This window comes from Roseomonas sp. F4, from assembly GCF_053891155.1.
In genome coordinates this window covers 380,621-404,927 of the sequence record NZ_JBSSHK010000001.1, presented here as the reverse complement: position 1 = coordinate 404,927, position 24,307 = coordinate 380,621, and the positions used below count along the sequence as shown (strand labels likewise).

Annotated in this window: 26 protein-coding genes; 2 read left to right on the top strand and 24 right to left on the bottom strand. The window is 69.2% G+C overall.

The window, feature by feature from the left end; all coding sequences use genetic code 11:
• Window positions 1-61: 61 nt before the first annotated feature.
• The 9 genes from ACVFYP_RS01930 to ACVFYP_RS01890 form a co-directional block, all read right to left on the bottom strand.
• On the bottom strand, window positions 62-547 hold the full coding sequence (locus ACVFYP_RS01930) for a GcrA family cell cycle regulator (RefSeq protein WP_499198433.1): 486 nt from the start codon (window positions 545-547) through the stop codon (window positions 62-64).
• Between the two features lie 135 nt (window positions 548-682).
• Window positions 683-1,648 carry an acetamidase/formamidase family protein gene (locus ACVFYP_RS01925; RefSeq protein ID WP_499198432.1) on the bottom strand — a complete coding sequence of 322 codons (966 nt, stop codon included), beginning with the start codon at window positions 1,646-1,648 and terminating at the stop codon, window positions 683-685.
• 82 nt (window positions 1,649-1,730) lie between these two features.
• Entirely contained in the window at window positions 1,731-2,423 is a 693-nt protein-coding gene (locus ACVFYP_RS01920) for a hypothetical protein (protein WP_499198431.1), read from the bottom strand.
• A gap of 29 nt (window positions 2,424-2,452) precedes the next feature.
• Window positions 2,453-3,442: a magnesium/cobalt transporter CorA gene (gene corA / locus ACVFYP_RS01915; RefSeq protein ID WP_499198430.1), complete on the bottom strand. Its 990-nt coding sequence runs from the start codon at window positions 3,440-3,442 to the stop codon at window positions 2,453-2,455.
• 58 nt (window positions 3,443-3,500) lie between these two features.
• Window positions 3,501-4,181 (bottom strand): acireductone synthase, encoded by a 681-nt coding sequence (gene mtnC / locus ACVFYP_RS01910; RefSeq protein WP_499198429.1) that lies wholly within the window; start codon window positions 4,179-4,181, stop codon window positions 3,501-3,503.
• The gene (locus ACVFYP_RS01905; protein ID WP_499198428.1) at window positions 4,178-4,717 is read right to left on the bottom strand and encodes a 1,2-dihydroxy-3-keto-5-methylthiopentene dioxygenase; all 540 of its coding nucleotides are present in this window, start codon (window positions 4,715-4,717) and stop codon (window positions 4,178-4,180) included. The genes mtnC and ACVFYP_RS01905 overlap by 4 nt, the downstream gene beginning before the upstream one ends.
• Window positions 4,714-5,316, bottom strand: coding sequence for a methylthioribulose 1-phosphate dehydratase (locus ACVFYP_RS01900; protein ID WP_499198427.1), 603 nt, complete (start codon window positions 5,314-5,316; stop codon window positions 4,714-4,716). The genes ACVFYP_RS01905 and ACVFYP_RS01900 overlap by 4 nt, the downstream gene beginning before the upstream one ends.
• Entirely contained in the window at window positions 5,313-7,310 is a 1,998-nt protein-coding gene (locus tag ACVFYP_RS01895; protein ID WP_499198426.1) for a TRAP transporter permease, read from the bottom strand. The genes ACVFYP_RS01900 and ACVFYP_RS01895 overlap by 4 nt, the downstream gene beginning before the upstream one ends.
• Window positions 7,311-7,477: 167 nt before the next feature.
• Window positions 7,478-7,747: a twin-arginine translocase TatA/TatE family subunit gene (locus ACVFYP_RS01890; protein WP_499198425.1), complete on the bottom strand. Its 270-nt coding sequence runs from the start codon at window positions 7,745-7,747 to the stop codon at window positions 7,478-7,480.
• A gap of 423 nt (window positions 7,748-8,170) precedes the next feature.
• Here ACVFYP_RS01890 and ACVFYP_RS01885 point away from each other — a divergent pair, with 423 nt between their 5' ends.
• Window positions 8,171-9,211: a TerC family protein gene (locus ACVFYP_RS01885; protein ID WP_499198424.1), complete on the top strand. Its 1,041-nt coding sequence runs from the start codon at window positions 8,171-8,173 to the stop codon at window positions 9,209-9,211.
• Between the two features lie 95 nt (window positions 9,212-9,306).
• Here ACVFYP_RS01885 and ACVFYP_RS01880 read toward each other — a convergent pair whose 3' ends face one another.
• From ACVFYP_RS01880 to ACVFYP_RS01850, 7 genes are all read right to left on the bottom strand, one after another.
• Entirely contained in the window at window positions 9,307-10,230 is a 924-nt protein-coding gene (locus tag ACVFYP_RS01880) for a manganese catalase family protein (protein WP_499198423.1), read from the bottom strand.
• A 137-nt stretch (window positions 10,231-10,367) separates the two neighbouring features.
• Window positions 10,368-11,345, bottom strand: coding sequence for a Bug family tripartite tricarboxylate transporter substrate binding protein (locus tag ACVFYP_RS01875; protein ID WP_499198422.1), 978 nt, complete (start codon window positions 11,343-11,345; stop codon window positions 10,368-10,370).
• Window positions 11,346-11,402: 57 nt separating this feature from the next.
• Entirely contained in the window at window positions 11,403-11,906 is a 504-nt protein-coding gene (locus ACVFYP_RS01870; RefSeq protein WP_499198421.1) for a CHAP domain-containing protein, read from the bottom strand.
• A 64-nt stretch (window positions 11,907-11,970) separates the two neighbouring features.
• Window positions 11,971-12,321: an ASCH domain-containing protein gene (locus tag ACVFYP_RS01865; RefSeq protein WP_499198420.1), complete on the bottom strand. Its 351-nt coding sequence runs from the start codon at window positions 12,319-12,321 to the stop codon at window positions 11,971-11,973.
• Between the two features lie 9 nt (window positions 12,322-12,330).
• Window positions 12,331-13,245, bottom strand: a complete 915-nt coding sequence (locus ACVFYP_RS01860; protein WP_499198419.1) for a hydroxymethylglutaryl-CoA lyase — start codon at window positions 13,243-13,245, stop codon at window positions 12,331-12,333.
• Window positions 13,238-14,437, bottom strand: a complete 1,200-nt coding sequence (locus ACVFYP_RS01855; RefSeq protein ID WP_499198418.1) for a CaiB/BaiF CoA transferase family protein — start codon at window positions 14,435-14,437, stop codon at window positions 13,238-13,240. The genes ACVFYP_RS01860 and ACVFYP_RS01855 overlap by 8 nt, the downstream gene beginning before the upstream one ends.
• Before the next feature lie 236 nt (window positions 14,438-14,673).
• The gene (locus ACVFYP_RS01850) at window positions 14,674-15,801 is read right to left on the bottom strand and encodes a YbfB/YjiJ family MFS transporter (protein WP_499198417.1); all 1,128 of its coding nucleotides are present in this window, start codon (window positions 15,799-15,801) and stop codon (window positions 14,674-14,676) included.
• A 211-nt stretch (window positions 15,802-16,012) separates the two neighbouring features.
• Here ACVFYP_RS01850 and ACVFYP_RS01845 point away from each other — a divergent pair, with 211 nt between their 5' ends.
• A complete protein-coding gene (locus ACVFYP_RS01845; protein ID WP_499198416.1) occupies window positions 16,013-16,525 on the top strand; it encodes a TspO/MBR family protein in 513 nt (170 codons plus the stop codon).
• Window positions 16,526-16,658: 133 nt separating this feature from the next.
• Here the strand turns inward: ACVFYP_RS01845 and ACVFYP_RS01840 are convergent, their stop codons facing one another.
• The 8 genes from ACVFYP_RS01840 to ACVFYP_RS01805 form a co-directional block, all read right to left on the bottom strand.
• On the bottom strand, window positions 16,659-17,483 hold the full coding sequence (locus tag ACVFYP_RS01840; RefSeq protein WP_499198415.1) for an LOG family protein: 825 nt from the start codon (window positions 17,481-17,483) through the stop codon (window positions 16,659-16,661).
• A gap of 92 nt (window positions 17,484-17,575) precedes the next feature.
• Window positions 17,576-18,454, bottom strand: a complete 879-nt coding sequence (locus tag ACVFYP_RS01835; protein ID WP_499198414.1) for an amidohydrolase family protein — start codon at window positions 18,452-18,454, stop codon at window positions 17,576-17,578.
• Window positions 18,451-19,425 (bottom strand): Bug family tripartite tricarboxylate transporter substrate binding protein, encoded by a 975-nt coding sequence (locus ACVFYP_RS01830; RefSeq protein WP_499198413.1) that lies wholly within the window; start codon window positions 19,423-19,425, stop codon window positions 18,451-18,453. The genes ACVFYP_RS01835 and ACVFYP_RS01830 overlap by 4 nt, the downstream gene beginning before the upstream one ends.
• Before the next feature lie 7 nt (window positions 19,426-19,432).
• Window positions 19,433-20,422 (bottom strand): Bug family tripartite tricarboxylate transporter substrate binding protein, encoded by a 990-nt coding sequence (locus ACVFYP_RS01825; protein ID WP_499198412.1) that lies wholly within the window; start codon window positions 20,420-20,422, stop codon window positions 19,433-19,435.
• Window positions 20,419-21,642: a CaiB/BaiF CoA transferase family protein gene (locus tag ACVFYP_RS01820; protein WP_499198411.1), complete on the bottom strand. Its 1,224-nt coding sequence runs from the start codon at window positions 21,640-21,642 to the stop codon at window positions 20,419-20,421. The genes ACVFYP_RS01825 and ACVFYP_RS01820 overlap by 4 nt, the downstream gene beginning before the upstream one ends.
• A complete protein-coding gene (locus ACVFYP_RS01815; RefSeq protein ID WP_499198410.1) occupies window positions 21,642-22,487 on the bottom strand; it encodes an HTD2 family dehydratase in 846 nt (281 codons plus the stop codon). The genes ACVFYP_RS01820 and ACVFYP_RS01815 overlap by 1 nt, the downstream gene beginning before the upstream one ends.
• A gap of 10 nt (window positions 22,488-22,497) precedes the next feature.
• Entirely contained in the window at window positions 22,498-23,214 is a 717-nt protein-coding gene (locus ACVFYP_RS01810; RefSeq protein WP_499198409.1) for a PIG-L deacetylase family protein, read from the bottom strand.
• Between the two features lie 177 nt (window positions 23,215-23,391).
• Window positions 23,392-24,306: a LysR family transcriptional regulator gene (locus tag ACVFYP_RS01805; protein ID WP_499198408.1), complete on the bottom strand. Its 915-nt coding sequence runs from the start codon at window positions 24,304-24,306 to the stop codon at window positions 23,392-23,394.
• Between the last annotated feature and the right edge of the window lies 1 nt (window position 24,307).

Genomic DNA, 24,307 nt, shown 5'->3' with positions numbered 1-24,307 from the left:
CTGTGACCAAGGCTTGCCCGCCCCGCAAGCCGGGCGGGGCGGTGTCACAGTCGCGGGATCGTCAGGCCGCGTCTTCGCGCCGGTCGCGGGCCTTCACATAAGCCACCGCGGCATGCTGCGAGCAGTAGGGCTTTCCGGACAGCGCCTCGGCCGTGCAGAAGCGGAAATCGGGCGTGCCGGGCTCGCCAATCGGCCAGCAGCAGCTGCGCGTGGACCCCAGGCGCGGGAAAGCCCGCACCACGGAGCTGGTCGCGGCGACCGGCGGCGGGGGTGGGGCCGGGCTGGCGGGGACGGCCGACGCGGCCGGTGCCAGGGTCGAGCGCGACACCACGCCCACCGGGCGCGGCAACCGCGGCGCCGAAGCCACAGGCCGTTCCGTCGCCGCCTCGCGCCGGATCGGGCTTGGCCGCGCCGGCAGGTTCAGGCGATGCGCCTTACCCACCACGGCATTCTTCGAAACGCCCATGCGGCGACCGATTTCGGCCGTCGAATGTCCTTCCGCCCAGAGCGCCCGAAGCCGCTCAATGGCCTCCGCCGTCCAATCCATGTGCTCTCTCCGAGCCCCCGCTGACACAACATACGGTAGGGCAACGCAGGGGGCGACCACAAGTTGTAGAATGGCGCCCGGCGCATGATTCCTGTGGACAGAGTCGGGATTGCGCTTCGCGTTTTTAACCTTCGATCAAAAAAGCAGCCCCTTCTTCAGGAGGCCGTGCACACCTTTCTCGCCGTTCACCGTCTGTGTCACCCGGAAGTCCACCGCGAGCGAACAGAGCTGATAGGCATCGGCGGCGGAGACATTCATCCGCGCCACGATGAAGCCGATCATCTCCCGCAACGCCTGCTTCATGGCAAGGTCGAGGTCCTCATTCAGCCCCATCGAGACGAAATGCGTCTTCGTCTCGGCGCGGGGGAAGCGCAGCGCGGGGTCGGCGGCGCCACCGCCCTTTTCCAGGGTCAGGCGGAAATGCCCGGTCAGGCACATCTCCAACGCATTGATGCAGACCTCGCCATCGCCCTGCACGCCATGGCCGTCACCCGCCGAGAAATTGCCGCCCGGGACATGCACGGGCAGCCACAGCGTGGTGCCGGCGGTCAGTTCCTTGTTGTCCAGGTTGCCGCCATGCGCGCGCGGCTCCTTGGTGCTGATCGCGCCCCAGGCGGGCGGCGGGGCCAGACCCATCACGCCGAAGAAGGGGCTGAGCGGCAGCGTCACGCCGGGGCCGACCGGCACCCGCCCCGTCATCGCCGCCTTGTCGACCGGGATATGCAGCATGCGGTGGTAGGGGAAATCCTCCGGCAGCGTGCCGCCCAGCGGGCGGAAGCCGCAAAAGCCCCAGTCGCAGCCCAGATCGATCTGCTCGATGTCGATTCGCAGCGCATCGCCGGGCTCGGCGCCGGCCACCGCCACCGGGCCGGTCAGGATATGCGGGCCGAGGCGCGGCGGCTTGGCGGCATGGATGGCGGCGAGCGCCGGCGGCGGCACCAGCCCGGTCTCCGGCTTCGGCATGACTTCCGGCGCGCCGGAGACGCATTCCAGCACCACAAGGTCGCCACTGGCGATGGTGGCCACGGGGGCGAAGCTGGCATCGAAGGCGCCCCAGCGGATGGTCTCGGGCGTGGCGGCGATGCGGTGGGTCTGGGGCATGGGGCGGACCTCGGCTGGGTGTGGCGCAGTGCAGCAAGGCGCGGGCCGGCGGTCAACGCATCCGGCCCGGATTAGGGGTGGATCAATGCTCCCGCAGGCGCTGGCTCAGCCGGCGCTGGTCGGCCGGGCAGACCCGGCCAAGCCGGCGATATTCGGCCGGCGTGTCGATCGCATCATGCCCCGCCTCCCGCGCCGCGCGCAGCCGGGCCAGCACCGGCTCCACGGCATCGCTCAGATCCTCCTGCAATTGCAGGGCGGCGGCGCCGGCATCCGGCGCCTGGGCCTGGGCGCGCGCGGCCCAGGCGCGGGCGGTGGCGCGCAGCCCCTCCGCCGCTTCCCGCAGGGTGCGGCGGTTGACCTCCGCATGGCGGCGCTCATGCGCCAGCACCTCCCGCGCCAAGCAGCCGCGGGGGGGAATTTCCCGCGCCAGGCGGATGCTGTGTTCGGCATGCAGCAGGCTGAGCCGGACCTCGGAGGGCAGGCCGCAGACCGGGCCATTGCCCGCGCCCTGGCTGCGGACGGTGATTTCGCTGCGCCATTCCACCCGGGACAGGGTCAGGCCGAGATGGTGCAGCACCATCCCCTGGCTGTAGGCCTCCTCCGGCAGATCGGCCAGGCGGCGCAGCGCATCGGCGCTGACCGGGTTCAGCACGCGCGGCTCGGGGTCGGAGATGGTGACGCGCACGGAGGGCGTGCCGCGCGGTGGGCAGGCCACCGGCGCGGGGGTGGGCGGTGGCAATGTCTGGGCCTGCCCCTGCCCCACGGCCAGCAGCAACAGCAGCGCGAGGAGCAGGGCGGGCAGGATCAGAACCAGCCCTTCCGCTTGAAATAGACGATGGGCAGCAAAGCGGAGATCACCATCAGCACCAGGGCGGCCGGATAACCCCAGGCCTGGCCAAGTTCCGGCATGTACTGAAAGTTCATGCCGTAGATGCTGGCGATCAACGTCGGCGGCATCAGCGCCACGGAAGCGACGGTGAAGGTCTTGATGATATTGCTCTGCTCGACGTTGACGATGCCGAGCACCGCGTCCAGCAGGAACTGCGCCTTGTCGTTCAGCACTTTCGCATGATCCACAAGGCTTCGCACATCCCGAACCAACGTCTTGATGAGGACCTGGTTCTCCTTGCGCACCGCATGGGATTTCTCAGCGCCGACGAAGGTGAGGATGCGCGACATGCCGAGCAGGGTTTCGGAAGCACGGGTCGTCACCTCACCCACCAGGCCGAGGGTGATCAACGTCTCCCGCAGATGGTCGCCACCCAGCGAGGCCTTGCTGCCGGTCTTGGCCCGTGCGCCCCGAAAAGTGGCGGAGGAGGCGCGGTCCATATCGGCGCCCAGCCGTTCCAGGATATCCGCCAGCCGGTCCACGATCTGCTCGAACAGATGCAGCATCACCCCATCCGGCGTGGAAACCAGCACCGGGTTGCGCTGGCAGCGCAGGGCGAAGACCGAGAAGGCCTTGGGCGTGGCGTAGCGCACGGTGACAAGGGTGTGGTTGCTGAGCACGAAGGTGATCGGGGTGGAGCCGTAATCCCCACCATCGACGCCATAGAGGAAGTTGGCGGTGAGAAACAACGCCTCCTCCTCCCGGTACAGGCGGGAGGAGCTTTCGATCTCCTGCATCTCCTCCCGGGTCGGGATTTCGAGTCGCAGAGCCTCCTGGACCGCCCGCTCCTCCTCCGGAGTCGGGTTCAGCAGGTCGATCCAGACTGCCTCAGCGATCCGTTCCGGCGACAGAACCCCGTCGCGCAGCGCGAGGCGTCCGTCGAGGACGGCATAGCTCGTCATCATGTTGATTGTCTCCCGCGCCCCGGGGGCCTCGGCATCTAGCCTGCCCGGCCGGGGGCTGTCACGCAGGCAGGGGCAGGCCGAAGCCTTTGGCGACGCCCGGAAAATCGGTGGCTTGCGGATGTCGCCCACAGGCCACAGTGCCGTCCCCCGCCCGCACAAGCTGGCAGGTGCCGAGGCCGGCGGCGGCGGCGGCATCCAGCTCCTCCGCCACGTCGGACAGGAACAGGATCTCGGCCGGCGGCAGCCCCAGCTGGCCGGCGATGGCGGTGTAGGATCCCGCCTCGCGCTTGCCGCCCACCCTTGTGTCGAAGAAGTCGGTAAACAGGGGCAGCAGGTCGCCCGCCTCCGAATGGCCGAACAGCAGTTTCTGGGCGCCGACGGAGCCGGAGGAATAGACCGCGAGCGCCACACCCGCCGCGTGCCAGGCGTGCAGGCAGGCCGCGACATCGGGCCAGAGATGGCCGCGCAGCCGGCCATCCCGGAAGCCGGCTTCCCAGATAAGGCCCTGCAGCGCCTTCAACGGCGTGACCTTGGCATCCGCCGCCATCCAGCCGCGCAGGGTGGCCGCCCGGTCCGGCCCGGGCACCTCCGCCAGGATCGCCGCCACCTCCGGCTCCGCACCGCGGGCGGCCAGGAAGGCGTCCAGCTCGGCCTCGGCGAAGGGAAACAGGCTGTCCTTGACGAAGGCGATGGCGCTGGTGGTGCCTTCGATATCCGTCAGCACCAAGCGCGGTGTCATGCGGTGGCGGCCGGGAAGCGGGTCGCCATGTCGGTGCCGGTGTAGTGTGGCGTCCAGCCGGAGGTGTCGGTGAAGACGCGCAGCACGGCGAAATTCGGGTTCTCACCCGCATCGAACCAATGCTTGCTGTCGGCCGGCACGGAAATCAGGTCGCCCGCCGTGCAATGCGCGTCGAAGACCTTGCCATCCACATGCAGCACGAAGTTGCCGGAGCCGGCATGGAAGAAGCGCACCTCATCCTCGGTATGGATGTGCTCCGACAGGAACTTGGCGCGCATCGCGTCCTTCTGGGGATGGTCGGGCGTCAGCTTGATGACATCGGCCGTGCCGGCGCCTGTCTCGCCCATGAAGGTGTCGAGTCGCGGGCGATAGGCCTCCAGCACCGCCTCCGCCGGGGCATTGGCGGGCAGATCGGCCAGCGGCCAGCGCTCGAAACGCACACCGATGGCGGACAGCGTTGTGGCGATCTCCGTGGGGTCCTCGGTGACCTGGATCTGCGCGTCGGTCGCGGCATCCCAGACGGTCAGACGGCTCATCGCAGGCTCCTTTCTTCCAGCGCGCATCGCAGCATGAATTCCAGCCCCTCCATGCGTGCCAGGGCGGAAGGCATGTCGGGCGCCCATACATAGGAACCGTGGCCTTGGATCAAGTAGCCCGGCGGGATGGCAGACATGCCGTCCCAGAGCGCATCCAACCCACGCTGCATGCGGGCAATGTCCTGGTCATTCGGCACCACCGGCACGGCCACCTCCGCGTCATGCGTCGGCAGCCCCGGAAACACCTTCAGCAGCTCGTAGCCCGCCAAGGTCAGGCTGTTGCCGGCGAGACGGGACAGCACGGTATTGGCGATGGAATGGCCGTGAAGCACGGCCCCGGCCTCGGGGAAGCGCCGGTAGATGCCGCAATGCAGAAGCGTCTCGGCGGAGCTTCGCTTCGCCGGGTCCTCCGCCACGCCGTCGAGGTCCACCACCATCACGTCGTCGGTGGTCAGAAATCCCTTGTGGCGGCCGGAAATCGTGACGGCGAGCCGCCTTGCATCCAGCCTGACGGAAAAATTGCCCGCCGTCGCCGGCACCCAGCCCAGCGCATCCAGCCGCCGGCCGGCGGCGACGATCGCCTCCGCCGCCATCCTCATGCCGTGCGCGCCTCGGGAAAGGCGCGGTGCTGCCAGGCCAGAAGGCCGATGCCGACGGCGAGGCCGCCGAGGTCAGTCAGCCCCTCCGGCACCATCAGCGCCAGGCCGGCCGCGCCCGCGACCAGGCGCAGCGGCAGCGTCAGCCGGCCATTCAGCATCCAGCCCTCCGTCGCGCAGGCCAGCAGGAAGACGCCACAGCCGGCGGTGGCCACCGATTGCAGGATCACCACCAGATCCCCCTGCGCCAGCAGCGCCGGAGAGAGCCAGAACATGAAGGGCACGATGAAGGTCGCGAGCCCCAGCTTCAGCGCGATCATGCTCGTCTTCCACATATCGGCGCCCGCCATGGAGGCGGCGGCGAAGGAGGCCAGGGCCACCGGCGGCGTGATCGCCGACAGGATGGCGAAGTAGAAGATGAACATATGCGCCACCAGGGCCGGCACGCCGATATTGATCAGCCCCGGCGCCACCACCGCCGCCGCGATCGCATAGGCCGCCGTGGTCGGCACCCCCATGCCGAGGATGATCGCCACCACCATGGCAAACAGCATGGCCAGGAATTCCGAGGAGGCGGCGATCTCCAGCAGCATATTGGCAAAGCGCCCGCCGACGCCGGTCAGCCCGATGACACCCGCCACCAGCCCGGCCGCGGCGCAGACGGCGATGAGCTGCATCACCTCCTTCGCCGATCCCGACAGGGCACGCTCGATCGCCTGCACCAGCTCGACCAGCGAGCCCGCCACGCCGGTGACAAGCCCTTCCCGTTGCAGCACCAGCCGGTGCACCAGGCTGGTGACGAACATGATGCCGATGGTGGCCGCGATGCCCGTGGCCGCGGCGCGGAAGGGCGAATAGCCCATCACCAGCATGGCAATCATCAGGATCAGCGGCGCGGCCATATAGGCGTGGCGGGCGAGATAGGCCCAGCGCGGCAGCTCGTCCCGCCGCAGGCCCATGATGCCGGCCTTGCGGGCGTTCAGGTCGCAATGGATGTAGTTGGCCAAATAGAACAACAGCGCCGGGATCAGCCCGGCCAGCGCGATCTCGGTGTAGGGAATGCCCAGCACCTCGGCCATGATGAAGGCGCCGGCGCCCATCACCGGGGGGGTGATCTGCCCGCCGGTGGAGCTGGTGGCCTCCACCGCCGCCGCCGTTTCCCGCGAATAGCCGACGCGGCGCATCATCGGAATGGTGAAGGTGCCGGAGGCCACGACATTGGCCACCGCGCTGCCGGAGATGGCGCCGAACAGGATGCCGGAGACAACGGTGACCTTGGCCGGGCCGCCGCGCAGCCGCCCGACCAGGGCGAGCGCGAAGTCGTTGAAGTACTCGCCGGCGCGGGAGGCCTGGAGGAAGGCGGCGAAGGTGACGAACAGGATGATGAAGGTCGCCGAGACCTGCACGATGGTCCCCAGCACCCCGTTATTGTTGAACAGCTCCACCACCGCCTGATCCCAGGCGACGCCCTGGTGGTACAGGATGCCGGGCATCCAGGGGCCGACGAAGCAATAGGCGATGAAGACCACGGCGATCAGCGGCATGATGAAGCCGGCGGTGCGGCGGGCGAATTCCAGCACCAGCAGGATGCCCAGCACGCCCACCGCCAGGTCCTGCCAGTTCGGTCCCATGAAGGACCGCATCTCGATCCCATCCGCATCGAGGATGTAGTGCAGCGGCACCAGCAGGCAGGCCGCCATCAGCAGCCAGTCGTGCCACGGCACGCTTGTGCCGGCGCCACCGGCGACGGAGCGGGGGGCGAATAGCGCGAAGCCCAGGGCGGCGCCGAGGAAGACATGCGCGGCCCGCGCCACCGTGGGGTCGATCGGCGCCACCAACAGGATCCACAGGTGCCAGGACACGAAGGCGACCGCCGCGGCCCGCCAGCCATAGCCCTGCCAGCCGGCCAGATCCCGTCGCGCGGAGGCGAATTCCATGTCGTCGATTTGGGTCACGGTCGCACCGCGCCCATCGCCGTCCATTGCCGGCTGGTTCATTCTGGAAGCCCCCCAAACGCAACGCGCCGGCCCCGTTTTCCAGGGTCGGCGCGCGACCCCACCTTATGGCGGGGCACGTCCAATACGCCTCGAAGCTAGTCCGGAGGCGCTTCCAGATCAACCAAGCGTGCGGCGCGCTTCCCGAGGAAGCGGCCGCGCCGCCTGATTCAGGCTGCCGGGCGAGAGGGGTTGGCCGTCTGCGCCGTGTTCGGCTGACCTGCCGGGGCGGCGATGGTGCCGGCCGGAGGCACCGGAGTCTGGCTGGCCGGATCGGCTGCCATCGAGGCGTCCTTCACCTCATCCTCCTTCATGTTCGCCTTGAAGGACTTGATGCCCTTGGCGAGGTCCCCCATCAGCCCGCTGATCTTCCCGCTGCCGAACAGCAGCAGGACGACAAGCAGAACGACAAGCCAATGCCAGATGCTGAACGAACCCATAGCGACGCCTCGATCCCGTGAGCGGCCCACCTTCGCAGGCGGCCGGATTGCCTCGTGGGCGGAGAGTAGTCCGCCCTTGCGTCTTCCGCAAACCGCAGATGGCCCGCCCGGATGGCGGAGACAACCGGGGGGGAAGCGGATTTCCCGCCGGGCGGCCCGATTCTGCATTCGCGCCAGATGGCCAAATTATTTCCGGACGTCCATCTGAAGGGGGTTGAAGCCTCGGGAGTGTCCCCTTACCTCGCCCCTTGATCCGGGCCCCTCTGGCGGCTCGGGCGGCGTCATGCCGCCCCCGCGATGTCGGATCGCCAGAGCCTGCCACGACCCCGGCCCGGATCGTGACACCCGTCGCCGGGGTGCCCTTGTGAACCCGTACCCCCTTCCGGGGGGCGCTGGTTCCGCATGACCCGGAGCGAAAAATTCATGGACTTTCTTCTGTTGGAATGGGTCGGCAAGCCGATCTGGATGTGGCTTGGCTTCCTGACCATCGTCTTCGGCCTGCTCGCCTTCGACCTTGGTGTCCTCCACAAGGAGGACAAGGAAATGGGCATCAGCGAGAGCCTGTGGCTTTCGGCCTTCTATATCGGCTTCGCCACGCTGTATGGCGGCGCCATCTGGTGGGCCTATGAAGCCGGCCATATCGCGACCGAGGACGGCACCCATGCCGGGGTGACCTATTTCACCGGCTTCTTCATCGAGAAGGCGCTGTCGATCGACAATGTCTTCGTCATCAGCCTGATCTTCGGCTTCTTCGCCATCCCCCGGAAGTACCAGTACCGCGCGCTCGTCTGGGGCATCATCGCGGTGATCGTACTGCGTGGCCTGATGATCGGCATCGGCGCGGCGCTGGTGCAGGAATATGACTGGCTGCTGTTCATCTTCGGCGCCTTCCTGATCGGCACCGGCATCAAGATGATGGTGGTGCCGGAAGGCGATGCCGATATCTCGAAGAACCCGGTGGTGCGCTTCCTGAAGCGCCACATGCGGGTGACGGATGAGTTGCACGACGAGAAGTTCTTCGTCCGCAAGCCGGACCCGAAGACGGGCAAGATCGTCGCCTGGGCCACGCCGCTGTTCCTGGCGCTGGTCGTCATCAACCTGGCCGACCTGGTCTTCGCGGTGGACAGCGTGCCGGCGATCTTCGCCATCACGACCGACACCTTCATCGTCTACACCGCCAATATCATGGCGATCCTGGGCCTGCGCGCCCTGTACTTCGCGCTGTCGGCCATGGTGCACCGCTTCCACTACCTGAAATACGCGCTGGCGATGGTGCTGGTCTTCATCGGCGCGAAGATCTTCTGGAACCAGATCTTCGGGAAGGTGGACCCGGCCATCTCGCTGGGCGTGACCGCGGCGCTGATCGCGGGCGGCGTGATCTACTCGCTCTACAAGACACGCAATGCACCGCCGGCGGAGAATGCCCTGGTGGCGGAGAAGGAAGCGATCGCGCGGGAGGGCTGACCCACAAAAAAGGCCGGCGCCCTGAGGGGCGCCGGCCTGATCTTCGCCAACTGGTGAGACCTGCACCCACCGAAGGCGGGTGAGGTCCGCACAGATCAGATCTTGGCGGTGAGCTTCTTCGCGATCTCGAACATCTCTTCCGGCGCGTAGTCCGGCGTGAAGGCAGAGGGCACGCCGGTCAGCTGGTGGATCTTGCCACCCTCCGGCATGCCGGAGACGACCTCCAGCTCACCCGGCGGATCGCCCGGCAGCGCCATCTCGCCATTGCCCCAGATCCCGGCGATCTCGGAATAGTCGTTCGGGCTGAAGCGGTAGAGCCGGCGATGTGACCCCTCATCCAGGTACTTCTGGCATTCGGGGATATTGCCCAGCGGGATGTTCGGCGTCGGCAGCATCTTGTGGATGTCCACGCCGGTGATGTTCTTCAGCGCCAGCGCATAGGCATGGGCATGGACCGAGCCGCGCACCAGAAGATAGCCGCAGACTTCCCGCGCGGTCGGGTCCTTCACCGTCTCATAGACCCGCAGCTTGTGCAACCGCGCGCCGCATTCCAGGTGGAAGTTGTGCAGCAGGTCCACCACCACGTTGCCCGTGGTGGTCACCATGTCGGCGTTCCAGGACATGGAGTTGCTGTTCACCGGCATGGAGCCGCCGCCATTCGACGCGAAGCTGGCGAAGGACCGGATATCCGTCATATCCGCGAAAGGCGCGCCGGAGATGTCGCCGCCATCGCCCGTATCATCGGCCTCGCTGTCCGGGCCGTTGTTCAGCATGGCAACGCCGTTGCTGACCAGCTCCACATGCCCCAGCTCCTCCGCCGTGATGGCGGCGACCAGGCTGTAGAAGGGGCGCAGCTTGGACTTGCTGCGGAAGTTGAAGCTCTGGAACAGGTAGTTCCCGAGGGTGGACATCTCGCCATACTTGCCGCCGAGCAGTTCCTGCAGCGCAGCGCCCTCATTCGGGTTCTGCAGCTTGGGCGGGGGCAATTCGATTTGCAGCTTGTCGACGCGCAAAAACATGGGACGTTCTCCGGGCTGGTCTGCCGGTTGGAACGGCGCCCGGGGCAACGGAGTTCAGGACCGATCTGCGTCGGTCCTACACCTCTGCGTGGTTCCGGGACCGGTTGGCGATGCCGGCCCGGATCGGTTGCAGAACCTTATCCTTCCATGCGGAGGCCAAGCTGGCGGATCATGCCGCCCCAGCGATCGGTCTCCTCCGCCAGGAAGGCCGCAGCCTCCTCCGGCGTGCTGGCCATCACCTCGAAGCCCGCCCCTTCCAGCCGCTGGCGCGCCGCCGGTTCGCGCAGGCCCTTCTGCACCTCCGCCGCCAGGCGCAGGATGCGGTCCTGCGGTGTGGCGGCCGGGGCGACCAGGATCTGCCAGCCATAGGATTCGGCGTTGCGCATCCCCTGCTCCGCCAGGGTCGGCACATCCGGCGTCAGGTGGAAGCGGTTGGCGGAGGTGACGGCCAGCGCGCGGATGCTGCCATCCCGCACCTGGCCCATCACCGCCGCGGTGGTGACGACCATAGCCTGGATGCGCCCGGCGACGAGGTCCAGCGTCGCATCGGGGAAGCCACGATAGGGCACATGCAGCATCTCCAGCCCCCCGGCCTTGTTCGCCAGATCGACCATGCCGAGATGCCCGCCGGAGCCGGCACCAACCGTGCCATAGGCGATCTTGCCCGGATTGGCGCGGACATGCGCCACGAAGCTGGCGAGGTCCGTGGCCGGCAGGTCCTTGTTCACCACCAGGAATTGCGGCCCGCGCACCAGCAGGGAGATCGCCTTCAGATCCCGCAGAGGGTCATAGGGCAGGTTGGGGAACAGCGCCGGGGCGGTGGAGAGCGGGCCGTTGATCGACAGGCCGATGGTGTGCCCATCCGTCGCCTTGGCCATGGCATCGGTGCCGATATTCCCGCCGGCCCCAGCGCGATTGTCCACCACCACCGGCTGGCCGAGCGCCGTCGCCAGATGCGCGGCGGTGACTCGGCCGGTGAGGTCTGGGCTCGATCCCGCCGGGAAGGGCACGATGAAGCGCAGCGGTCGCTCCGGCCAGTTCCCCTGGGCCCGGGCAGACAGGATGGGGGCGGTCGCCAGGGCAGCGACTATCAGGCCGCGGCGGGTCGTGTTCATGGTTTCCTCCGGAATCTTGCGAAACAGAATGCCTGCTGGGCGGGCCGGAGAGAAGTCTCAGCCGCCGGCGAAGCGGGTCGTGGCGTGGACAAAGCCCTGCGCCGGGAAGGCGGTGCTGCCGAGCGCATTGATCGGCGGATACCAGACCCGCACGCGCGTCCAATCATTGCCTGGCGACACATCGACCACGCGCTGGTCGGTCATGATCCGCCCCCGCGCCGCGCCGGTCGCCCAATTGGCATGGTCCACCAGGATGTCCCTTGGGCCGAGCACGCGAGACACGACGGCGACATGGCCAGTGCGCATGCGTGGCGTGCGGCCGATGACCAGCACGCTGCCCGGCCGCGGTGCTGCGCCCCGGTCATACCGCCCGGCCGCCGCATCCCACCACTGCCAGGCATCGCCCGAAAGCCCGATGCCCGACCGTGCGCGGGCATAGGGCACGCAGGATATCGGCTCCCCGAGATGCGGCCGCAGCGGCGCGACCACCGCGGGCGCGGTACGGGAGGTGCCGCAGGCCGCCAGGGCAAACAGCAGCAGCATGGCAAGGACGGGGCGCATCGCATTGAAACTAGCAGGATGCCCTTATCGAATCGAGCCTGAAGCGACGCGGCCTGGGGTGGGATCAGGGCCGGAAATCCACCTCATAGATCCGCCGCGCCGCGCGCAGTCGCCGGCCAGGGGCAAGCGGCCTCACATCCGTCAGCTCCCAGGCCAGCCAGCCTTCCTCGAAGGAGGTGGCGCAGGCGGCCGCCATGTCGGCGGGGGTGAAGGGGCGAATGGCGTTCACGCGGACCAGGGCAACGGCGACGCCATCCGCGTCTTCCTCCCCCTCCCCGGTCAGAAAGCGGCCATTCTCGACGATAAGCAAATCGTCGGATGGGCGCAGTTCCGGCACCCAACGCCGCACCTCGAGCGTCTTCAGCCCGGCGGCAATCCGACTGCCGCCGGGCCGGACGATGGAGAGCGCGCGCATCCGCGGACGCTACGCCGCCCGTCGCGCCGCCGGCACCGCCCGCATCCGCCCGCCCGGCAAAGCGCCGGGAATGGCCGCGGCGAAATCCGCAGCCTCCAGCAGCCCCGGCCAATCCACCCCGGTCGCCACGCCCATTCGGGAAAACAGCCAGGCTACATCCTCCGTCGCCACATTGCCCGTGGCCCCCGGCGCGAAGGGGCAGCCGCCGAGGCCGCCGGCCGCACTGTCGAAGACGCGGCAGCCGGCCTCCCAGGCCGCGGCGCAATTCGCCACGCCCATGCCGTAGGTGTCATGGCCGTGGAAGGCGAAGCGCGGCTTGCCATCCGGGTCGGGCCAGCTGCGGATCGCATGGGCAAAGACGCGGCGCACCTGGTCCGGCGCGGCATTGCCGGTGGTGTCGCAGATGCTGATCTCGATCTCCTGGTCCAGCGCCTGCACCCGCTCCACCCAATCCAGCGCATCCTCCTCCGGCACCACGCCCTCAAAGGGGCAGTGGAAGGCGCAGGACAGGTTGAACCGCACCTTCATCCCCGCCGCGCGTGCGTCACCCACGATGCCGGACAGATCGACAAAGCTGTCCATGCGGCTGCGATTCACATTGGCCTTGTTGTGGCTTTCGGTGACGGACATGAAAACGCCGACGCGATGCGCACCCGCCGCCTTCGCCATCTCGAAGCCCCGCCGGTTCGGGGCCAGCACGGTGCATTCCAGCCCGGGCAGTTCGAGCGCCGCCGCCAGCACCGCCCCGGTATCGGCCATCTGCGGGATCGCCTTCGGGCTGACGAAGGATCCGATTTCCATCCGCCGCAGCCCGGCGGCGTAGAGCTTCCGGACTAATTCGATCTTGGTCGCGGTCGGCACGAAGGGGCCGATGGATTGCAGCCCGTCGCGCGGCGCGACTTCCGAGATCACGGCGCTATGCATCACGGGCTTCTCCCAACAATTCGCCAAAGACATGGTCGTTGTGCGCGCCCACGGCGGGTGCCGTCCAGCGCACCATGTCGCGCGGGGGCACGCCGTCGAAGCGGAAAGGCGCGGCGGGGTGCAGCAGGGTGGTGCCGATCAGCGGGTCCTCCACCTCCATCACCGTCTGACGCGCGCGGAAATGCGGATCCTCAGCGCAGTCGCGGATGTCATACAGGCGGGAGCAGGGAATGTCGGCCGCCTCCAGCACCGCCTCCGCCTCCGCCGCCGGCAGGGTGCGGGTCCAGCGTCCGATTTCCGCGTCGATCTCCGCCATGTTCGCGCAGCGGCCGCGATTGTCGGCGAAGCGGGGGTCCGCCCCCATCGCCGGGTTGCCGATGGCATCGCACAGCCGCTTGAAAATCGGGTCCGAATTGCCGCCGATGCACAGCCACTTCCCATCGGCGCAGAGATAGGTGTTGGTCGGCGCCGCGGTCAGGATTGCGGAGCCGGCCGGCTGACGGATCGCCCCGGTCAGCCCGTATTCCGGCAGCATCCCCTCCATCAGGCTGAACACCGCGCCCACCAGGTCCACATCGATGATGCGGCCCTTGGCCTCCGGATCGCCCTTGATGCCCCAGCAGGCGCTGGTCACGGCCAGCGCCGCATACATCCCCGCCAGGTCATCGCTGATCGAAACCCCGCAGCGCGGCGGCGGGTGGTCCGTCACGCCCGGCGTCGCCGTCAGGTGCCGCAATCCGCCCATCGCCTCCCCGATCGAGCCGAAGGCGGGCTTGTCGCGATAGGGTCCATCCTGGCCGAAGCCGGAGACGCGGGCGATGACCAGGCGCGGATTCGCCTGGTGCAGCACCTCCGGCCCCAGCCCGATGCGCTCCAGGAAGCCCGGCCGGAAATTCTCCACCAGCGCATCGGCGCGCGCCACCAGCTTCAGGATGCGCTCGCGGCCCTTGGGCGATTTCAGGTCGATCACCACCGACAGCTTGTTGCGGCCATGGATGCTGAACCAGACGGGATGCCCATTGTGACGGCTGCCCCAGCCACGGATCGGGTCGCCCTCCGGCGGTTCGATCTTGATGACCTCCGCACCCAGGTCCGCCAGCAGCCGCGTGGCGAAGGGCCCGGCGATGTAATGGCCCAGCTCAATCACCTTCAGCCCGCTGAGTGGCAGCCCCGCCGAACCATTCCCCGCCATGCCTGCTTCTCCCGATCCTGCCAAAGGGGCTTACGGCAGGGCCGCGCGCGCGAAAAGACCGCGCAACCCGCCCGGATGGAAACCACTGCGAAACCATTTGGGGTGCATAACGTCCCTGGGGTTGCCGAGCTTCCGCACCCCGTCTCTCCCTCTGGATGCCGGCCGCCTCCCCCCGATCCCGCCGGCATCCCCAACTCGGCGGAGTCCCTTTCCCCAGGGGCTCCGCCTTTTCTTTTTCAGCGCCTTGCCAGGGATATCGCGAGCGCGGCGAAGGACAGCAGCAGACAGGCGCCGAAGACGGCGGCGTGGCTGTCGCCTGTCGCGGCGAACAGCGCGGCCAGGGCGAAGGCGACACCGGCCTGGGTCACCGCATAGCCGGCCGTGGCGCGGATCCACACCACCCCCGCCTGCGCACCCGCCACCTCCCGCGCCGCGGCGAGCGTCACCGCCGTCGCGCCGATCCCCGCAAAACCGCCGAGCGGCGCGGCCAGCAGCAGCGCCGGCCACCAGGGCAGCAGCGCCGCCGCCAGCGCCACCACCTGCACGCCGAGCCAGATCGGCAGCGCCCGACGGCCGCCGATCCGCCCGGCGACCCGCCCGCCCAGCAGCGTCCCCGCCACCGCGCCCAGCCCGAACAGGACCCAGACGAGGGAGGCCGCCTCCACCACCAGGCCGCGTCCGCGCACGGCGAGGTCCGCCAGATAGACCATCGGCGCCACCATCCCGGCCCCCGACAGGCCGTAGGCCAGCAGCAGCCGCCAGGCGGGCGGCACCGCCTGCGCCACTTCGGCGGGCGCCAGCGCCGGCGGCCTCGGCCAGAAGGGCCGCGCGCCGAGCCAGAGCAGCCCGACCACTACGGCCAGTCCCGCCCAGGCAAAGGCCAGGCCGCCGAGCAGCAGCAGCGGTACCAGCAGCCCCACCGCCACCACGCCGCTGCCGGCGCCCGACATCACCACACCGCCCGCCATGCCGCGGGCCTCCGGCGCCACGCTGGCCTGTACCGCCGGCCCGACCAGCGCCATCAGCACGCCGCCCGCCGCGCCCGCCAGGCCGCGCCACAGCACGAACCACCACAGCCCGCCCTGGAGGGCACAGGCGGCGAAGGCGAGCAGGGCCAGCGCCATGCCGGCATCCAGCGCCCGCGGCACGCCGATCCGCGCCGCCAGCCCGCGCCCGCCGAGCACCCCCAGCAGATAGCCCGCGAGATTGGCCGCCCCGAGCAGCCCGGCGCCGCCGCCATCCACCCAGCCGGCACCGACCATGGCCGGGAACAGCGGCACATAGGCGAATCGCGCCAGCCCGATCCCGGCCAGCACCGCCGTGGCGCCGGCCAAAGCGGGCGGCCAGAAGCGCGTGCCCGTCACCCAGCGGAGCCTGTGGCGAATCCATCAGGACAGGTCGTCATGCGGCGGGCTCCGAGGCGCGGGGGACGTGATCCGGCGGCGAACTTATACCCTGGCCCGGTGTTTCACAGGCCCCGACCCAAGCCTGCGATGGACAGGGCGGGCGGAGGCGTTCATCTAGGATGTCGCCCCTTCCAAATGGGGCAAGCCGGCCAAACCACATGAGGAAGCCATGGACTGGTCCTTGATCCTTGGCGCCCTGGGCTGCCTCGCCATCTGTTTCGCGGCGGCCTCGACCGGCGCGTTGTTCAGCCCCGGCGACTGGTATGAGGGGCTGCGCAAGCCGTCCTGGAACCCGCCAAACTGGCTGTTCCCGATCGCCTGGTCCCTGCTCTACCTGATGATCGCCGCCGCCGGCTTTCTGGTCTGGCGCGCCGATGGCCTTGGCCTGCCGATCGCGGTCTGGGCGGTGCAATTGCTGCTGAACGCCGGCTGGTCGGCGGTGTTCTTCGGGCTGCGCCGGCTGGGCTGGGCAACGGTGGAAGCGGCGGCGCTGTTCCTGTCCATCCTCGCCTGCATCCTGCTCTTCGCGCCGATCTCCACCACGGCGGCCTGGCTGATGGCGCCCTATCTGCTCTGGGTCGGCTTCGCGACGTTCCTGAGCTTCACCATGTGGCGGCTGAACCCCGGCCCGCATCCGGTGATCCGGCGGGCCGAGCTGGGCCAGCGCCCGAAGCGGGCTTAAGCTCACCTCAGTCGCCGGCGCGGGCTGAGGCCGCTTGGCTCGCCACATTGGCGGCGGCGCCCATTCGGGCGCCCGGCCCGCGATGCGGGCCGCGGATCTCAGCAGGAAGGCTCGGAGGCAGGGGCGCTGGTCCCTACGGCCTTGGCACCTGGGCAGGCGGAGTGTGCGCGCGCAGGCCACGGCGCACCAGCGCGGCCCAGCCTTCCTCCGGTTCATCGACGATCTCGAACAGATCGAGATCCGCCTCGGCGATCATGCCGTGCTCGACCAGCGCCTCGAAATTCACCACCTGCCGCCAGTAGTCGCCGCCGAACAGCACGATGGGCAAAGCCGGTGCCTTGCGCGACTGCACCAGGGTCAGCAGCTCGAACAGCTCATCGAAGGTGCCGAAGCCGCCCGGAAATACCGCCAGGGCATTGGCGCGCATCGCCAGGTGCATCTTGCGCATGGCGAAGTAGTGGAAGCGGAAGGTCAGCGCCGGGGTGGACCATTCATTCGGCGCCTGTTCATGCGGCAGGGTGATGTTGAAGCCGATGGAGGGCGCGCCGACCTCCGCCGCGCCACGATTGGCCGCGGCCATGATGCCCGGGCCGCCGCCGGTGGCGATCACATTGTCCCGTGGCGCGCCGCTTTCGGCCAAGGCGCCGCCGCGCAGGCTGACGATGCGGGCGAAGGCGCGTGCCTTCTCGTAATGCGCCGCCAGCGCCACCTGCCGCCGCGCCAGCTTTTGGGCGTCCTCCGTGTCAGCGGCCTCCAGCGCGCGGGCTGCCGTCTGCGCGTCCGGCACGCGGGCGCTGCCGAAGACGACCACCGTGGAGCGCACGCCCCAGTCGCGCAGCGCCAGCTCCGCCTTCAGATATTCCATGCCGAAACGCGCCGCGCGCATCTCGTCGCGCAGCAGGAAGTCCATGTCCTCCACCGCCAGCAGCGTGCTGGGATGGGGCTTCTTCGTGACCATGGTTTTCGCAGTCCAGATTCAAAAAGGGCGGGGCCGGCCATGTTTCGCCCGCCCCGCCCCCTTCGCAACGCCCGCCGTACCAAAAGTTCCGGTCAGTCGGCCCAGTAGAGCCGGGTTGGATTGTCCACCGTCACCTGGCGGATCAGCGCAGGATCGTCCGTCATGGCGCCCAGCAGGTCCACCAGGTCGCCGTCATTCGGCATGTCGCCCGCGATATTCGGATGCGGCCAGTCGGTGCCCCAGAGGCAGCGATCCGGCGCGGCGGCCAGCAGCGCCTGGGCGAAGGGCACGGCATCGAGGAAGGGCGCGCCGGCCGAGGAAATCCGCTCCGAGCCGCAGATCTTCACCCAGGCCAGCGGGTTCTTCATCAGCTCCAGCAACTGCCGGAAGGCCGGCTGGTCCACACCCTCCTTCGCCTTCACCCGCGCCATGTGATCGATGACGAAGGGGATTCGGATGGAGGAAATGGTGTCGGCCAGAGGCACGATGTCCTGCGCATCCAGATGCAGCACGACATGCCAGCCGAGCGCCTCGGCCTGTGCCAGGACGCGCTGGAAGAAGGCCATGTCCGGCATGCCGCCCAGGTGCCGGACAAAATTGAAGCGCACGCCGCGGATGCCGCCCGCATGCAGCCGGGCCAGCTCCGCATCCGTCACCCCCGGCTCCACCACCGCGACGCCGCGCATGGTGCCGCCGGAGCGGGCGATGCCGTCCAGCGTCACCGTCATGTCGCTGCCGTGGCAGGAGGCATGAACGATGACGGCGCGGGAGACGCCGAGCTTGCGGTGCAGCGCCACCAACCCCTCGAACGGCGCGTCGGGGGGCGTATAGGCACGGTCCTCGGCATAGGGGAAAACCGCGCCGGGGCCGAAGACGTGGCAGTGGCTGTCACAGGCGCCGGGTGGCAGCACCAGGCGCGGGGTGCGGGTATCGGGGTCCGGGCCTTTGCAGGTCGGGATTTCTTTTTTCACTGGCGCGGGATTCCTGCCTTCTCGATGACTTCGGTCCAGCGCGCGGTGTCGGCGCGCAGCAGCTCGCCCATGGCCTGGGCCGTGCCGCCGCGCGGCTCGACCCCCACCTCGGTCAGCGTCGCGCGCAGGTCCGCGCTGCCCAGCGCCTCGTTCACCGCGGCGTTGATGGCGGCGATGGCCTCGGGCGGCGTGCCGGTGCGCGCCATCAGCGCATTCCAGGAGGCGACGTCGTAATCCGGCACGCCGGCCTCCGTCAGCGTCGGCACATTCGGCAGGTTCTGCGCCCGGGTGGCGGAGGTCACGGCCAGCACGCGCAGCGCGCCGGCCTGGATCTGGCCCATGATGGGGCCGGTGATCTCGAAGGCCGCATCGACATCGCCGCGGATCAGCGCCGTGGTCAATGCCGGCGTCGCCGGATAGGCGATGGTCTCGAAGCGCGTGTCGGAGCGGATTTTGAACAGCTCCGCCGACAGGTTCTGGGTGCTGCCGGCGGTGATGCTGCCGATGTTCAACCGCCCGGGATTGGCCCGAAGCCGCGCCAGCAGGCCGGCGATGTCGCGATCAGGCGAATTCGGCGCCACCAGCACCGCGATCGGGAAGGCGCCCATGGTGACGACCGGTGCGAAATCCGCGATCGGGTCGAAGGGCAATTGCCGGAACAGCGCCTTGCTGATCGCCGTGCCGTTGGACGCGACGAGCAGCGTGTGCCCATCCGCCGGCGCCGCCATCAATTGCTGCCCGGCGACGATGCCGCCGGCGCCGGGGCGGTTGTCGATCACCGCCGGCTGGCCCAGCCGTTCGGAGATGCGCTGCGCGACGGCGCGGGCCGTCAGATCCGCGACGCCGCCGGGGCCGAAGGGCACGACGATGCGGATCGGGCGGCTGGGGGACCAGGCGGCTTGCGCGCGGGCGGTGCCGATCGCGGGCAAGGCCAGCGCCGCGCCCAGCAGGGCGCGACGGGTGCTGTGCATCACGGCGCTATTCATTCGTCACATTGGCGCGGCGGATCACCTCGCCCCAGCGGTCCCGCTCGGAGATGATCATGTCGCGGAACTGCTCCGGCGTGCCGGGCGCGGCATCGGCACCCTCGGCGGCCAGGCGCGGCTGCAGCTTCGCGCCACGCAGCGCGGTGGCGCTGGCGGCGTTCAGACGGTCGATGATCGGGCGCGGCGTGCCGGCAGGGGCGACCAGCCCATACCACTGCACCGCGTCGAAACCTGTCACGCCCTGCTCATCCAGCGTCGGAATATCCGAAGCACTGGACAGGCGCTGGAGCGAGGACACACCGATGGCGCGCAACAACCCGCTGCGCACCGGCGGCAGGATCGGCGGGCCGCCGGTCATCGTCATGTCGATCTGGCCGGCGATCAGGTCGTTCATCATGGGGCCGGTGCCGCGATAGGGCACATGGGTCAGCTCGATGCCGGTCGCCAGGCAGAAGGCGACGACCGCGGTATGGGCGGCGGAGCCGTTGCCGCCGGAGCCATAGGTGATGGCGCCGGGATTGGCCTTCGCCCGTGCGATCAGTTCCTGCGCCGTGGTGATGGGCAGCTTGCGCGTGTTCACCGCCAGGATGTTCGCGACATTCGCCACCAGCACGATCGGCGCGAAGGAGGTCACGGTGTCGAAGGACAGGTTGCGGTACAGCGCCGGGTTCACCGCCAGCGTGCCGATATGGCCCATCATCAGCGTGTAGCCGTCCGGCGTCGCACGGGCGACGATCTCGCTGCCCAGCGTGCCACCGGCACCGGCGCGGTTTTCCACCACGAAGGGCTGGCCGAAGGTCTCCTGCAACTCGGCGCCGAGCGCGCGGGCCAGGATGTCGGTGCTGCCGCCAGGGGTGAACGGCACCACCAGCCGCACGGGGCGCTCCGGGTAGTTGCCCTGGGCACGCAGGATGCCGGGGGCGGCGAGCAGGCCGGCGCTGGCGCCGAGAAGCGTGCGCCGGGCGAGGGTCTTCGGGGTCATTCCTGGTCCTCCAATTGTTTCAGCGCGCCTTCGCGCGCCAGTTCGGTGATTTCTTGGGCCGAGAGTCCGGCCTCCGCCAGCACGTCACGCCCCGCCGCGCCCAGCCGCTGGGCGGCGGGCAAGGCGGGAGCCATGCCGCCCGACAGGATATTGGGCGCACCGATGGCGAAGGTGGCGCCCTCGGTCGGATGCTCCTCCTCCCGCACCAGGCCGGTCGCGCGCAGATGCGGGTCGGTCAGCAGGGATTCGAGGGTGTTGTAGGGCATCGCCGGCACGTCGTGCTGGGTGAACAGCTCCAGCCATTCGGCGGTGGGCCGGCCGACCAGCGCAGTGGCGCGCAGCGCGAAATAGTCCTTGGTATGGGCCGTGCGCGCCGCGACCGTGCCGAAGCGCGGGTCCTCGATCAGCTCCGGCCGGCCGATGGCGCGGAAGAAGCCATGCGCCTGGCCATCGGTATTGGCGGAGACGCAGACAAACCCGTCCGCCGTCTTCAGCGGCCGCGCCTCCGGGCTCAGCACGCGCTGGTCGCCGGGCGGGCCGAGGGCCGGCCGGAAGGACATCGGGCCGAGATGTTCCTGCAGCACGAAGGCCGCCATGTTCTCGAACATCGGGATTTCGAGGCTTTCGCCGCGCCCCGTCTTCTCCCGCCGGTAGAGGGCGAAACCGATCTGCTGGGCGGCGATCAGCCCGCAGACATGGTCGGCCACCAGCATCGGCACGTAGCGAGGTTCGCCGGTGGAAGCCTCGAAACAGCCGGCGATGCCGGAGACGCCCTGGATTACCGTGTCGTAGGCCGGCTTGCCGGCATAGGGGCCGTCGGTCCGGAAGCCGACGATCGAGCAATGGATCAGCTTCGGCAGTTTTTCCGCCAGGGTCGCCGCATCCACGCCAAGACGCTTCTGCGCATCCGGGCGAATATTGGTGACAAGGATGTCGCAGCGGGCGGCGATGCGCGCCAGCACCGCCTTGGCACGAGGGTGCTTCAGGTCGAGGCAGATGGAGCGCTTGCCGCGGTTGAAGTTCAGGAACTTGCCGGCCATGCCGGTCGTGCGGCCCTTGCCGCCCAGCTTGCGCAGCAGGTCGCCTTCCGGGCTTTCCAGCTTGATGACCTCCGCCCCCTGCTCCGCCAGCACGCCGGTGCAGACCGGGCCGACGACGACGGAGGACAGGTCCAGCACACGCAGTCCCGCGAGCGGCCCGGCATTGGGGGATGCGGCCATCAGATGAACCTCGCCTGGATGCGCAGCGCCATGGCGCCGCTTTCGTCCTCCGCCCAGAGAAGCTGTCCGCCCTCGCCATCCGGCGCCGCGCCGGCCAGCCGGGCGGGGCGGCCGCAGCTCAGCGGGCGCAGCGTGCGGATGTCGGTGCTGTGCAGCCGGGCGCCGGCGGGCGCGTGGCGCAACCCGGCCTCCAGCAGCATCATGGTGGTCAGCCCGCCATTCACGACCAGGCCGGGATAACCTTCCTCGGCGCGCGCATAATCCACGTCGTAATGGATGCGGTGGCCGTTGAAGCAGAGCGCCGAATAGCGGAACAGCAGCACCGGATCGGGCCTGAAATCCTCACGCCAGATGGCTTCGGGCAGCGGCGCCGCCTCGGCCTTGGCGGCGGCCTCGCCGGTCGCCGCCTCGCGATAGGCGATGTCCTGCTCCTCCACCGCCACGATCCCGTCCGGACCGGACATGCTGTGGCGGACCGTCACGAAGACCAGCCGGCCGGTGCGGCCCTGCTTGGGCGTGATGGCGGTGATCTCCGACCGCCGGACCAGCGCGGCGCCGATCCGCACCGGCTTGCCATAGGTGATGCGGCGCCCGGCCAGCATGCGGCGCGGCAGATCCACCGGCGGCAGGAAATCACCCTTGGCCGGATGGCCATCCGGGCCAAGCTGCGATTGCGGCTGGGCATCGTCGAACAGGATGGCCAGCCAATGCGGCGGCACCTCCGCCCCGATGGCCAAGGCCGGCGGGGCCCGGTCCAGCATCGCGGCCAGACGGCGCGCGGCGGGGGCCGTCATCTGGTCCTCCACCTCGCGCCAGTGGCCGACCCATTCCTGCAACGCCTGCATGGTCAGACGCTCAGACCAGTTCTTCGAGGGCCTGCGGGAACAGGCGCATATAGGCCTCCCCATGCACCATCGGCTTGCCGGAATTGCGGCCGCCCTGCATGCCGCGATTCAGCGCCACCCGCTCATAATAGGCCCAGAGGTGCTTCTGCGCCGGCAGGCACTGGAAGGCCTTGAACTTGGTCTCCCACACCTCGGAGATGTTCAGCAGCACATCCGGCTTGAAGTCGCATTGTTCGGGCTGATGCGGCTCGAACAGGAACATGGCGGGGGCGGAGTAGGTGTAGTCGGCCTGCGGCTTGTGGCCCATCGCCTGGGCGATGACGCGCGCCTGCTGCGCGAAATGCGCCGCCTCGGGGTGGTCGAAATTGTAGGGGTCCTTCAGCGCATGGCTCAGGACGAAGCTGGGATTCAATTCGCGGAAAATGTCGATGGCGCGGTCGAGCATCTCCGGCGTGTTGCCCAGCGGGTAGTCGCCGGCATCCATGAACTCGATCTCGGCGCCGAGCACCGCCGCCGCCGCCTCGGCCTCCGCCTTGCGGCCGGCCTTCACGCCTTCCAGCGTCGCGCCCTTTTCCTTCCAGGCGAACTGGCTCTCGCCACGCTCGCCATAGGACATGCAGAGGATCTTCATGCGGTAGCCGCGCTTGGCATGCAGCGCGATGGCGCCGCCAGCGCGCCAGACGAAATCGCCCGGATGGGCGGTGATGACGAGACCGGACTTGGACATGCGATTCCTCGGGATGGCGCGATTTCGCCGGAGAATGCCCGCGCCGCGCCCATGCGACAAATGGAAAGAATGGCGCGACTATGCTGTTTTATGCACATGCTTGACCCTCAAGCGCCGGGCGCCCCCTCCGGGGGCTTGGCCGCTCGCCCGCCTTGGCAGGCGCAGGGTGTGCACATTTCAGGAGGCGATGCGGTCCTTCGGCCGCGCCCGGAAATGCCGGCGCAGCAGTGCCAGCAGCGCCTCCGCCACGGGCGACAGTGGCACCCCGCGGCGGGACACGACACCGAGGCGGCGGATCACCCCGGGATCGCGCAGCGGCACCGCCACCACACCGGGCGATCCGCTGGCATCCACCGCCAGGCGCGGCACCACGGCCAGGGCGAGGCCGGATTCCACCATGCTGATGGCGGTGGCCAGGTGCTGCACCTCATACCGCCAGTCCATCGCATCCCGCCGCGCGCCCAGCGCCTCATCCAACAGGGCGCGATTGCCGGTATGCGGCGCGACACGGACCAGCGGCTGACCCTCCAGCTCCGACCAGGCGAGGTGCGGGCGGGCGGCGAAGACATGGCCCACCGGGCAGGCGACGACGAAGGCCTCTGTCATCAGCGGCACGATATCCAGGTCCCAGCGATTGGCCGAGACGATGGTGATGCCGAATTCTGCCTCCCCCCGCGCCACGCGCTCGGCGATCTCGCTGGCCGAATTGTCGAAGACCTTCACCGTCACGCCGGGATGGGCGCGGGCGAAATCGACCAGAAGGCGCGGGATATGGTGCACGGCGATGGTCGGCAGGCAGCCGATGGTCACGCTCTGCTCCCGCCGCCCGGCCCCCGCGCGCAGCTCCGCCAGCGCAGCCACCAGCGTGTCCACCGGCCCGCGCGCCCGGCCCGCGAGTTCCAGCCCGGCCGGCGTCAGTGTCACCTGCCTGGTGCTGCGCGCCAGCAGGCGGCAGCCCAGCGCATCCTCGAACTTGCGGATGCGGTGGGACAGGCCCGTCTGCGACAGGTTGAGATGCGCCGCCGCCTTGCGGAAGGAGCCGCGCTCGGCGATCGACAGGAAGGCTTCCAGCCCCAGGAAATCGACGGCCATC